The sequence below is a fragment of the Pseudomonas sp. Tn43 genome, assembly GCF_014192635.1.
In the GTDB taxonomy this organism is placed as follows: Bacteria; Pseudomonadota; Gammaproteobacteria; order Pseudomonadales; family Pseudomonadaceae; genus Aquipseudomonas.
On record NZ_JACHYG010000001.1, the window covers coordinates 630,271 to 644,248 of the forward strand.

Genomic DNA, 13,978 nt, shown 5'->3' on the forward strand with positions numbered 1-13,978 from the left:
AATGACCACCGAAAAAACCAGCAGCAATCCGATCGAAGACATTTACCCGCTGTCGCCGTTGCAGCAAGGGATGCTGTTCCACTCCCTGCTGCACGAAGATTCCGGTGTGTACCTGATGCAGGATCGCTACCGAATCGGCGGTGCCATTGATGAAGTGGCGTTCCTTGAGTCCTGGCGTCAGGTGGTGGCGCTGCACCCTTCCCTGCGCGCCAGTTTTCAGTGGAAAACCCAGAAGCAACCGGTGCAGGTGATCCATCGCGAGGTCAAGGTGCCGCTGGACACCCTCGACCTGCGCGGGCTCGCTGCGCACGAACAGGAAGCGCGGATTCGCACGCTGCTGGAAGACGAGCAGAAGGTCGGCTTCAACCTGTCGAAGCCGCCGCTGATTCGCTTCCGCCTGGTGCGATTGGCCGATGAATCCTACGAATTCATCCGCAGCTTCCACCACATCCTGATGGATGCCTGGTGTATTTCCCTGGTGACCGTGGACTTCCTCAAAGTCTACGAAGCGCTGTGCAACGATCGCACACCCGAACTCAAGAGCCCCCGGCCGTTCCGCGATTACATCCAGTGGCTGCAACGCCAGGATGCGGGCAAGGCCGAGCAGTTCTGGCGCGGCCAGTTGCAAGGGCTGAATGCGCCCACACCCCTGACCGTCGACAACGGCGTGGCCCGTGATCGCTACACCGATGCGGTGCTGGTGGACGATCAATTGGTTCACCTGAACGAGCAGGAAACCCAGGCGCTGGCCGCGTTCTGCCGTAGCCGCCGAATCACCCCGAACACGTTTTTCCAGGGCGTCTGGTCGCTGCTGCTGTCGCGCTATAGCGGTCAACGGGACGTGTTGTTTGGCGTGACCGTGGCCGGGCGTCCGGCAGAGCTGACCGGCGTGGCGGAGATGATCGGTCTGTTCATCAATACCCTGCCGCTGCGGGTGTCGGTGGATCCCGGCGCATCGCTTGGCCAGTGGCTGAGTGCGCTGCAAGGGCTGAACGTCGACATGCGTGATTTTGAACACACGCCATTGACCGACATCCAGGGCTGGAGCGATTTCCCCCGCGGCGAAACCCTGTTCGACAGCATCCTGGTGTTCGAAAACGCCCCGATCGACGAGCAGATTCTGGAAGGCGGTTTCCAGTTCAGCCTCGAAGGCATGGATCACAGCGTGCACACCCACTACGGTTTGACCGTGGTGATCTTGCCCGGCGAGCAGTTGGGCATTCGCGTGTCCTACGACCGCGAGCGTTTCGAGGCGTCGACCATCCAGCGTTTGCTCGGCCATATCGCCAGCCTGGTGCGCGGCATGCTGGCCGCACCGGACGCGTCGCTGGGCAGTTTCGAGCTACTGGCTGTCGATGAGCGCCAGCAACTGTTGAGCGAGTGGGCCGTCAACCCTCACGACTTCCCGCTGGATCAAAGTTTCGCCGAACTGTTTGCCGCCCAAGTCGCCCAACGCGGCGGGCAGATTGCCGCGATCTGCGACGGTGAATCCCTGACCTACGCCGAGCTGGATCAGCGAGCCACTCGCCTGGCGCACGCCTTGCGCGACGCTGGTGCCGATGAAGGTCAATTGGTCGCGCTGGTTGCCCCCCGTGGCCTGGCGCTGTTGACCATGATGATTGCCGTGTTCAAGGCGGGCGCCGCGATGCTGCCGCTTGAAGTCAATCATCCGCCGGAGCGCCTGCGGGAAATCCTCAGCCTGTCCCGGGCACCATTGCTGATAGCCAGCGAAGGTTGCAATGCCCTGCTCGATCAGTTGCTCAGCGGCCTCGATCAGGCGCCCAAAGCCTTGTTGGCCGAAGCCTGCTGGACGTCCGGCAATGAAGCGCCGTTGCCACTGCTCGGCGGCCCGGACAGCCTGGCCTACGTGCTGTTCACCTCGGGTTCGACCGGTACGCCCAAAGGCGTGATGATCGAACAACGGGGCATGCTCAATAACATCTTCGGCAAAGTGCCGGCCCTGGGGCTGAACGCCGAAGACCGGATTCCACAGACCGCGTCGGTGGCCTTCGACATTTGTGTGTGGCAGTTCCTCGCCGCGCCAGTATTGGGCGCCACGGTGCACATCCTGCCGGACGACGTGGCGCACGACCCGCAACGCCTGCTGCAAGTGATCGCCAGCGAACGCCTCAACGTACTGGAAATTGTCCCAAGCCTGATGCGCACGCTACTCGCGCTGTGCCCGTGCGACCTGCAACTGCCCAACCTGCGCTGGGTGCTGCCCACCGGTGAAGCCCTGCCGCCGACCGTGGCCCGGGACTGGTTTGCACGCTTCCCCGACATCGCACTGATGAACGCCTACGGTCCGGCCGAATGCGCCGACGACGTGGCTTTCCAGCCGATCTTCGAGGCGCCGGACGTCAACGTCAGCCACATGCCCATCGGCCAGCCGACCGCCAATAACCGTCTGTATGTGCTGGACGAATCCTTGCGGCCGGTGCCTGTTGGCGTTGCCGGGGAAATCTGTGTCGGTGGCGTCGGCGTCGGTCGCGGCTACCTGCACGATCCGCAGCGCACCGCTGATGCGTTCATCGACCATCCTCAGCTAGAAGGCCGCCTGTACCGCACCGGCGACCTGGGGCGCTGGCGTGCCGATGGCGTGATCGAATACCTCGGCCGCCGCGACCAGCAGGTGAAATTGCGTGGGCACCGGATCGAACTGACCGAAATCGAACACCGTCTGGCGCAGCACCCGAATGTGCGCGAAGCCGCGGTATTGCTACGGGAAAACAGCGTCGGCGAAGCCTGGCTGGTGGCCTATTGGTCGGCCCACGACGACAGCGTGGGCAGCGACGGACTCAACGAACACCTGCGCGCACAACTGCCGCCCTACATGGTGCCGGCCGCGTTCGTGTGCCTTGAGCGCTTGCCGCTGAACAACAATGGCAAGGTCGATCGCAAGGCGCTGGCCGCCCAGGAACTGCACTGGCAGGCCGACACCCTGGAAAGCATCGCACCGCGCAATGAACTGGAAACCGCCGTGGCGAACGTCTGGGCCAACGTCCTGGGGCGCGACACGGTGGGCGTGGAAGACAACTTCTTTACCCTCGGTGGCCACTCGTTGCTGGCCACCCAGATCGTTGCGCGCCTGCGCAGCCATTTCAAACTGGACTTGCCGTTGCGGGTGCTGTTCGAACAACCGACAGTGGCCCTGCTGGCCGTCGCCATCGCCGCCCGCCAGGCCGATGCCGCGGCACCGCAAGCCGCCATGATCAGCGCGCCGAAAGCCCAGCCGCGACCGGCGCTGCTGCCGCTGTCGTTCTCGCAACAGCGCCTGTGGTTCATCGAGCAACTGACACCCGGCACGACGCTGTTCAACATCCCGTTCGCCCTGCACCTCAAAGGTGAGCTCAACGTCCAGGCGCTGCACGCCAGTCTGAATGACTTGCTGGTGCGGCATGAAATCCTGCGCACCGGCATCCGCAGCACCGACGGCGCACCCAGCCAGCACATCAGTGAATCGCTGAACATTGCATTGCCGTTCGAAGATTTGTCGGGTTTGGCCGCCACGGCTCGCGAAGGGGCGCAGTTCAACGCGTTGCAAGAAACCTTCGAGCAACCGTTCGACCTGACCTCGCCGCCGTTGCTGCGGGCGCGATTGCTGCGTGTCGCACCGGGTGAACACGTACTGGGCATTGCCCTGCATCACCTGGTCTCGGACGCCTGGTCGGCGACCATCGCCCTGCGCGAACTGGCCCTGGGTTATGAAGCCCGTTGCAACGGCGCCCCCGCCGAATTGCCGGCCTTGCCCGTGCAATACGCCGACTTCGCCCTGTGGCAGCGCGAGCACCTGCAAGGTGCCGAACTCAAACGCCAACTCGATTACTGGACCACCACCCTGGACCGTCGCAACAGCGAAGGCAGCCCGTTGCTGGCCCTGCCCACCGACTATCCGCGGCCCTCTGTGCAGACCTACCGCGCCGGGATCGTGCAGCGTGAACTCAGCGCCGACCTCAGTGCCCGGGTGCAAGCCTTTGCCAGTCGTCTGGGCACCACACCGTTCACCGTATTGTTCGCCGGGTTCGCGGTGTTGATGCACCGTTTGAGTGGCGATGCCACGGTGCTGATCGGCACCCCGGTCACCCACCGTGAACAACCGGGTACCGAAGGCCTGCTCGGCATTTTGCTGAACAATTTGGCGATCCGTGCCGACTTTGAGCCGCACGCGGATTTCACCGCGCTGGTGGGACAGGTGGCCACACGTCTGCGCGAGGGTTTGCAGCATCAAGACCTGCCGTTCGAGCAATTGGTCGACAGCCTGCAACTGCCCCGCAGCCTCAGCCATGCACCGCTGTATCAAGTGATGGTCGCGCAGCAATTGGCCATGGAGTCGCGCTTGCGCTTTCCAGGGCTGGAATTCGAAGCGCTGGAGACCCCGCTCAAGCACTCCGAATGCGATCTGGATCTGCACGTGCTATGCCCGGCCAATGCGCCGATTCAACTGGAGTTGATGTTTGCGCTGGACCTGTTCGCCGCCGACAGCGCCCGTCAGACCCTCGCTCGCCTGGAGCACTTGCTCGAACACATGCTCGCCGAACCGCAACGCCCGGTGGCCGCCCTGCCGCTGCTGATGGCCGCGGAATGGCAGCGCACCGTGGTCGAGTGGAACCGCACCGAGATGGAGGTGCCGCAGCACCTGACCTTCGCCCAGCTGTTTGAACAGCAGGCCGAGCGCACCCCGGATCGCGATGCGTTGTGCTTCGAAGGCCAAAGCCTGAGCTACGCCGAACTGAACCGCCGGGCCAACCAGGTGGCGCATTACCTGCGCAGTCGCGGCGTGGTCGCCAATCGCCCGGTGGCATTGTGTGTCGAGCGTTCGCTGGAGTTGTTGATCGGTTTGCTGGGCATTCTCAAATCCGGGGGTGCCTATGTGCCGCTGGACCCGACCTACCCGGTGGATCGTCTGGCGTACATGCTTGAAGACGCGCAGCCGGCGCTGTTCCTCGGTCAGCAGGGTTTGCTGGAGCAATTGGGTGCCGAACTGCCGCGTCTGCGCCTGGACAGCGACGCTGCCCTGTTCGCCGATCAGCCGGACAACAACCTCGCGCCGCTGGCCGGGCCTGATGATCTGGCGTACATCATGTACACCTCCGGCTCGACCGGTAAGCCCAAGGGCACCCTGGTCACCAACGGCTCGGTGGTCAATCTGGCGTGGGCGCGCATCCATGGCCTGTATCGACGCTATACCGATCAGCCGATGCGCACCAGCTTCAACTATTCGTTTGCCTTCGACAGCTCAGTCGCCGAGCTCATCCTGCTGCTCGATGGCCATAGCTTGTACCTGACCCCGGAAGAGGTGCGCTACGACCCCGAGGCCCTGGCGCAGTTTTTCCGTGAAACCCGTCTGCAAGCCTTCGAGTGCACCCCGGCGCAGCTCAAGGCCTTGCTTGAAAGCGACGGCGTACGCCGTGGCGACGTGTACCTGCCGCGCTTCGTGCTGTTTGGTGGTGACGCGGTGGATGCACAACTTTGGCAGCGTCTGCCATCGATTGCCGGCAGCCGCTTCTTCAACACCTACGGCCCGACCGAATGCACCGTGGATGCGACCGGTTGTGCGGTGGATGACTTCCCGGCACGCCCAATCATCGGGCGACCGATCGCCAACGTGCGCACTTACGTGCTCGATGCTTTTCTCAATCCGATGCCGGTCGGCGTTCCGGGGGAACTGCACATCGGCGGCGCCGGCGTGACCCTTGGCTACCTCAATCGTGATGAACAAACCGCGAAGGTGTTCATAGAAGACCCGTTCTCGCCGCTGGCGAATGCGCGCATGTACAAGTCCGGCGACCTGGTGCGCTGGCTACCCGACGGCCAGCTCGAATACCTGGGGCGCATGGACCATCAGGTGAAAATCCGTGGTTTCCGCGTCGAGCTGGGCGAAATCGAAGCCTTGATCGGTGCCCAGCCGGGCGTGCGTCAGGCGGTGGTGCTGGCCCGTGAGGACGTGCCCGGCGACAAGCGTCTGGTGGCGTATGTCACCTGCGACCAGCAGGTCGACATTAACGCCTGGCGCAAAACCATCGGCGCCGCCCTGCCCGATTACATGGTGCCGTCGGCATTTGTGCTGCTCGATGAATTGCCGCTGACCGACAATGGCAAGCTCAATCGCAAGGCCCTGCCAGCGCCGGACATTCAAGCGGCGCCAGACGCCCAGGACCCACCGCGTACCGTTGCCGAACAGCAACTCGCCGCCCTGTGGGCCGAGCTGCTGAACGTGCCGCTGACGCAGATCGGGCGCGACAGTCACTTCTTCTACCTCGGCGGTCATTCGCTGCTGGCGGCGGTGCTGTTTGCCTGTCTGCGCCAACAGTTCGCCACGGTTCCACCGCTGCGGGCAGTATTCGAACACCCCAGCCTTGACGCGTTGGCCGCGTTGCTGGGTGAGCCGCTGCAAACCCCGGCGGCGACTTTCGTCCCGGCGGCCCGCCCGACGCGCCTGCCATTGTCGTTCGAACAACAACGCTTGTGGTTCCTCGAACAACTGAGCGCGGGCGCTGGCGAATACAACGTGGTCAGCGCCGTGCAGTTCGACGGTGAGCTGAACACCCAGGCCTTGCAGTGCGCCCTGAACAGCGTGGTTCAACGCCATGAAATCCTGCGCAGCCGGATCGTGCGCGATACCGACGGCGAGTTGGCGCTGGTCATCGAACCTCAGGTCAATGTCACCTTGCGCGTGGCGACACTGGAAGCGGCCACCGACAGCACCTGGCAACAGCTGACCGATGAGACCATCCACGCCGAAACCGGGCAGCGTTTCGACCTGGCGACCCAAGTGCCAATCCGTGCCACGCTGATGCAACGCAGCGGTCGCGACCAGGCCTTGCTGTTGCTGACCGTGCACCATTGCGCCACCGACGATGCGTCCAGCCAGAACCTGTTGAATGAACTGGCGCAGTTCTACACCGCGCAAAGCCAAGGCACCGTCGCCGAACTGCCGAACCTGGCCCTGCAATACCCGGATTACGCGCTCTGGCAGCGCGAGCCAGGCCAACAAACACTGTTCTGCAGCCAATTGGAGTACTGGCGTACGCAACTGGAAGACGGCAATTACCTGTTGGACTTGCCCACCGAACAGGGTCGTCCAAACCAGCTCGACCCTGCCGCCGGCACGGTACAACTGCAGCTGCCGCCAGAACTGGCGGGACGCTTGCGTCAGTTCGCCCAACAACGCGGTGCCACCCTGTACATGCTGATGCTCAGCGCGGCGCAGTTGTTGTTGGGGCGTTATGCCAACCAGCGCGACGTGCGGGTCGGCAGCCCGGTTGCCCAACGTCCATTGGCCGAATTGCAGCCGCTGATTGGCTGCTTCGTCAACACACTGGTAATGCGCGCCGACCTCGATCCGGCGCTGGATTTCGAAGGTTTGCTGAGCCAGGTGCGCAACCGCGTGCTGGACGCTCAGCAGCATCAGGACGTGCCGTTCGATCAGGTGGTCGAAAAACTCGCACCGGAACGCAGCCTTGGCCAGACACCCCTGTTCCAGGTGCTGTTCGTGATGCAGAACGCTGACGCGTCGGCCAGTCACTGGCCATCGTTGCAAGTGCGCGAACGGGCTGTGACTGCCCAAGCCACCAAGTACGACCTGAACTGGGAAGTGCATGACGGTGAGGTGCTGTCGGTGTTGCTCGAATACCGCGCCGCACTGTTCAGCGAAACCACCGCGCGGCGTTGGCTGGCGCAGTGGCAAGCGCTGCTGGAAACCATGCTCGACGCGCCACAGACTCGCCTCGGCGACTGGTCACCATTGGCGGCGTCTGAGCGTGAGCGTCAACTGGTCGAGTGGAACGCCACCGAACGTCATTACACCGGCCCGACCAACCTGCACACGGCGCTGAGCCAACAGGCCGCTCTCAGCCCCAACGCCCCGGCGCTGGTATTCGACTGCCAGCGCCTGAGTTACGCCGAACTGGATCAGCGCGCGCAAACCGTTGCCCGCGCCTTGCGTGCGGCCGGAATCGGCCGCGAGGCCATTGTTCCGGTGTGCATGGAACGCTCCGTGGAAATGGTCGTCGCCCTGCTCGGCATCGTGCATGCCGGCGCCGCATGGCTGCCGCTGGACCCGGAATTGCCGGCCGCGCGCCTGGCCTTCCTGATCGAGGACGCCGACGCGCCAGTCACCTTGACCCAGCCACAGTGGCGGTCGAAGTTGCCGGCCGGGCATACCGCCTGGACCCTCGACGCCTTGCCCCAGGCGCCCGCGGGCGAACCACTGAGCGTTGAGGCGGGCGACCTGGCCTACGTGCTCTACACCTCCGGTTCCACCGGTCAACCCAAAGGCGTGATGAACGAACACGGCGCCTTGATGAACCGTCTGCACTGGATGCAGGACGCCTTCCCGATTGGCCCGAACGACCGCGTGTTGCAGAAAACCCCGTACAGCTTCGACGTGTCGGTGTGGGAATTCTTCTGGCCGCTGATCACCGGTGCCACGCTGGTGGTCGCCCGTCCGGACGGTCATCGTGACCCGGCGTACCTCAGCCAATTGATCCAGCAAGAGAAAGTCACCACCCTGCACTTCGTGCCGTCGATGCTGCGCGCGTTTGTCGAAGAGCCGAGCCTGGTCCATTGCCACAGCCTGCGTCAGGTGTTCGCCAGCGGCGAAGCACTGCCGGTGGACCTGGTGCGCCGCTTCATGAGCCAACACCCGGCGGCACTGGTCAACCTTTATGGCCCGACCGAAGCCGCGATCGACGTGTCGGTCTGGCGCTGCTCGGTGGATGACGTGAGCGTGCCGATCGGCAAACCGATCGCCAACCTGCGTTTGTACATCCTCGACGAAGCCCTGCAGCCACTGCCGATCGGCAGCATCGGCGAGCTGTACATCGGCGGGGTCGGTGTCGCTCGCGGTTACCTGAAACGCCCGGACCTGACCGAGGAACGTTTCCTCGCCAGCCCGTTCATCGACGGTGATCGCCTGTACCGCACTGGCGACCGTTGCCGCTTCCTCGCCGATGGCAATATCGAATACCTGGGACGTCTCGACCATCAGGTGAAGTTGCGCGGCCAGCGCATCGAGCTGGGGGAAATCGACGCTGAACTGCTCATGCAACCGGGCGTTCGCGATGCGGCGACTTTGTTACTCGACCAGCGTCTGGTGAGCTTCTGGTGTGGTGACGCCGATGAAGCCGCACTGCGCGCGGCATTGAGCGACAGCCTGCCCTCGCATATGCTGCCAAGCCTTTGGGTGCGACTGGACAGCCTGCCGCTCAACAGCAACGGCAAACTCGACCGCAAGGCGTTGGCCGCCACGGCATTGCCGGAAACCAACAGCGACCGGCCGCACACCGCGCCGCGCAACGCCACCGAAACGGTCCTATGCGAATTGTTCAGCGAAGTGCTGGAATGCCCGTCGGTGGGGATCGACGATCACTTCTTCCATCTCGGCGGCCACTCGTTGCTGGCCACGCGACTGGTCGCTCGGGTCCGTGAATGCCTGGGCGCCACCTTGCCATTGGCGCTGGTATTCGCCCAACCGACGGTAGCGGCGCTGGCCGGTCATCTGCGCGCGGCGATGCCAGGGGAGCTGATCACCGCACAACCGCGTCCGGCACACCTGCCGCTGGGTCTGGCTCAGCAACGGTTCTGGATGCTCAGCCGTCTGGTGCCGGATTCACTCGAGTACCACATGCCATTTGCCCTGACTTTGCGCGGCGACCTTCAGGTCCCGGCCTTGCGTGGAGCATTCGAGCAGGTCAGCGAGCGCCATCTGGTGCTGCGCAGCCGCATTGTCGAGGTTCAGGGCGAGCCGCAGTTGCTGATCGACGATCAAGGCCCGGCACTCGTGGTCACGTCGGTCGCCACACAGGACTGGACGGCGGCTTGCGCCCAGGCGAAAAACGAGCTGATGGCGCCGTTCAATCTGGCCACCGCCGCACCTTGGCGTGCGCATCTGTTGCAACGGCAGGACAGCGACGAAAGCCTGTTGCTGGTTTGCCTGCACCACAGCGCCACCGACGGCTGGGCGATGCAATTGCTGATCGACGAACTGGCCCAGGCCTACACCGCCAGCCTTAAAGGGCAGTCGCCCAACTGGACGGCGCTGGAGGTCGACTATGTCGATTTCGCCCTGTGGCAACAGCATCCGGACACCCAGGCTCGACGCAATGACAGCCTGGATTACTGGAAAAACCACCTCGGCGAGGACGATTACCAACTCGACCTGCCCCTCGACCACCCACGCGGCGCCGAAGCGGATCGTCGCGCCCAACTGCTGACAGTCAGCCTCGGCGCCTCGCGTGCCGAAGCCATCCGCCAGTTCGCCCGTCAACGCGGCACCACCAGCTACGTGGTACTTGCGACGGCACTGAGCGCATTGCTGGCTCGTTACAGCGGTCAACGCGACATTCGCCTCGGCACCCCGGCGGACCAGCGCGACCAACCGCAAACCCAGGCGTTGCTGGCGTGCCTGGTGAACACCTTGGTGATCCGCGGCGACGTCGATCAACAGGCTCCGGCCGAGCAGTTGCTGGCCAGCCTCGAGGCCGATCTGCGCGCGGCCCAGGCCCATGCCGACCTGCCGTTTGCCACACTGGTCGGTGCCGTGGCCCAGCGCCGCGACCTGAACCGCACGCCGCTGTTCCAGGTGATGTTCTCCCTCAACCACGGTCGCATGGACAGCAGCCAATGGCCGGGCCTGAACATCGAAGAGCAGACGCTGCCGGTGATCGATGCCAAGTTCGAACAGAGCTGGGAAGTCCAGGACGACGGCGTCGACATGACCCTCGCGCTGGAATATCAATCGGCGCTGTTTGACGAGTCGACGATGCAGCGCTGGAGCGCGCAATGGTGTGCCCTGCTGGACGCGCTGGTGACAACGCCAGAGCTAGCGCTGGTCGAGTTGTTCCCGCAACAACAGGATCAGCAGCAACTGGATCGCTGGAACGCCACCGAACGTCATTACACCGGCCCGACCAACCTGCACACGGCGCTGAGCCAACAGGCCGCTCTCAGCCCCAACGCCCCGGCGCTGGTGTTCGACGGCCAGCGCCTGAGTTACGCCGAACTGGATCAGCGCGCGCAAACCGTTGCCCGCGCCTTGCGTGCGGCCGGGATCGGCCGCGAGGCCATTGTGCCGGTGTGCATGGAACGCTCCGTGGAAATGGTCGTCGCCCTGCTCGGCATCGTGCATGCCGGCGCCGCGTGGCTACCACTGGACCCGGAACTGCCGGCCGCGCGCCTGGCCTTCCTGATCGAGGACGCCGATGCCCGGGTCACCTTGACCCAGCCACAGTGGCGGTCGAAGTTGCCGGCCGGGCACACCGCCTGGACCCTCGACGCCTTGCCCCAGGCGCCCGCGGGCGAACCACTGAGCGTTGAGGCGGGCGACCTGGCCTACGTGCTCTACACCTCCGGTTCCACCGGCCAACCGAAAGGCGTGATGAACGAACACGGCGCCTTGATGAACCGTCTGCACTGGATGCAGGACGCCTTCCCGATTGGCCCCAACGACCGCGTGTTGCAGAAAACCCCGTACAGCTTCGACGTGTCGGTGTGGGAATTCTTCTGGCCGCTGATCACCGGTGCCACGCTGGTGGTCGCCCGTCCGGACGGTCATCGCGACCCGGCCTACCTCAGCGAGCTGATCCGCCAGGAACAGGTCACCACCCTGCACTTCGTGCCGTCGATGCTGCGCGCCTTTGTCGAAGAGCCAAGCCTGGTCAACTGCCACAGCCTGCGTCAGGTGTTCGCCAGCGGCGAAGCGCTGCCGGTGGACCTGGTGCGCCGCTTCATGAGCCAACACCCGGCGGCGCTGGTCAACCTTTATGGCCCGACCGAAGCGGCGATCGACGTGTCGGTCTGGCGCTGCTCGGGGAATGACGTGAGCGTGCCGATCGGCAAACCGATCGCCAACCTGCGTTTGTACATCCTCGACGAAGCCCGGCAGCCATTGCCGATCGGCAGCATCGGCGAGCTGTACATCGGCGGGGTCGGGGTCGCTCGCGGTTACCTGAAACGCCCGGACCTGACCGAGGAACGCTTCCTCGCCAGCCCGTTCATCGACGGTGATCGCCTGTACCGCACCGGCGACCGTTGCCGCTTCCTCGCCGACGGCAACATCGAATACCTGGGGCGCCTCGATCATCAGGTGAAGTTGCGCGGCCAGCGCATCGAGTTGGGGGAAATCGACGCGGCGCTGCTGAGCCAGCCCGCCATCACCGGTGCCTGCACCCTGGTGATCGATAATCGATTGGTGGCGTTCTACAGCAGCAACGCGGTGCAATCAGGCCTCGATACGCTGCTTGCCGCCGAACTGCCGGCGTACATGGTGCCGGCGGTGTGGGTCGAAGTGCCGGCCCTGCCCCTGACCACCAATGGCAAGATCGACCGCAAGGCCTTGGCTGCCCTGCCATTGCCGCAAACCCAGGAAGATTACGCCGCACCGCGCAACGAACTGGAAACCCTGCTCTGCCAACTGTTCGGTGAACTGCTCGGCGAGTCCCTGACCGGTGGCCGCGAAGTCGGCACTACGGACAGCTTCTTCGCGTTGGGTGGCGATTCGATTCTCGGTTTGAAGCTGATCTCGCGACTGCGCGAACAGGGTTACTCGCTCACGCCCAAAGACCTGTTCCGCTCGCCGACCCCGGCGGCACTGGCGCAGGTGGCCAGCCCGTTGCTGACCCTGGCCGAACAAGGTGATGTGACCGGTGCGATGCCGTTGATGCCGTTGCATCAGTGGTTCTTCGACCAACAACAGCCGCAAGCGGCGTACTGGAATCAGTCGGTATTGGCTGATAGCGATCGTCGTCTGCAACCGACACTGGTGCAGGCGACGCTGGGTCGGCTGGTGGCCCACCACGATGCCTTGCGCCTGCGTTTCGCCGAGGTTGACGGGCAATGGCAGGCGCACATCGCAGCGGTATCGCCCGCTCGATTGGTCTGCTGCGAACAGCCTGAACAACTGCAGCAAGTCGCGCAAAGTCTGGACCTGCAACATGGCCCGCTGTTCGCGGCGGCATTGCTGGAGGGCGAACCGCAACGCCTGTATCTGGTCGCGCATCACCTGGTCGTCGACGCCGTGTCATGGACACCGCTGCTGGAAGATTTCCAGCAGCTGTATCAAGGGCTGGAGCGAGGCGAGAATCCAGGCCTGCCGGCGAAAACCACGTCCTACCGTCAATGGGCCGAACACCTGCACGCCCATGCCGGCAAGGTCAGCGCCGAACAGCGCTACTGGAATGCCCAGACCGCAGTGAACACCGCGCCCGTGGCCACGGTCGCCGAGCGTCAAACCTTGTCGGCCCGTTGGGATGCGGCGCGCACTCATCAATGGCTGACCGAGTCCCACGCCGCCTATCGCACACAACCGGAAGAGCTGCTGATCGCCGCCCTCGCCGCGACGCTGGCAGAAGCTGAAAGCCGCGCCGACATCGTGGTGGATCTGGAGCGCCATGGTCGCGATGCGCCGTTCGAGGGCCTGGATGTCAGCCGCACCGTCGGCTGGTTCACCACCCTCTATCCGTTGCGGGTGAAATCCAGTGGTGCCCCTGGCGAGCGAGTGCGCGATGCCAAGGAAGCGTTGCGCGCCGTGCCGGGCAATGGCCTCGGTCACGGGCTTTTGCGTCAGCGCGGCGAACTGCCGCCAAGCCGTGGCGATGTGTTGTTCAACTACCTGGGGCATGAGCAAACGCCACAGGGCTGGTTGCGCGCCAGCGGCCTGACCGCGCCGCCGGAAGTGGCACAGGCCAACCGCGTCACCCATGGCCGTGAAGTGGTGGCCTGGCTGGAAGACGGCGTGTTGCATATCCACTGGCACAGCGTCACGCCGAGCGCCGACAGTCGCTTGCCCGCTCGCCTGCTGGAGCATCTGCAAGCGCTGGTCGGGCATTGCCTCGACCCACAGGCGGGGGCGCTGATGCCCTCGGACTTCCCGCTGGCCAAAGGCATGAACCAGAAGTCCCTGGACATGCTGCTCAAACGCCTGGGGCCGAAGAAGTGAGCCCCGCCATCGCCCTGAATTTGACTTCGGAGTGCGCCGCTC

Annotated in this window: 1 protein-coding gene; it reads left to right on the forward strand. The window is 64.3% G+C overall.

Annotated elements, in window-relative coordinates; genetic code table 11:
- Position 1: 1 nt before the first annotated feature.
- Positions 2 to 13,936: a non-ribosomal peptide synthase/polyketide synthase gene (locus FHW68_RS02770; RefSeq protein ID WP_183678629.1), complete on the forward strand. Its 13,935-nt coding sequence runs from the start codon at positions 2 to 4 to the stop codon at positions 13,934 to 13,936.
- Positions 13,937 to 13,978: the final 42 nt, after the last annotated feature.

Excerpts from the sequence above, each read along its gene's own strand:
- FHW68_RS02770 (WP_183678629.1), top strand. The coding sequence starts at position 2 with ATGACCACCGAAAAAACCAGCAGCAATCCGATCGAAGACATTTACCCG.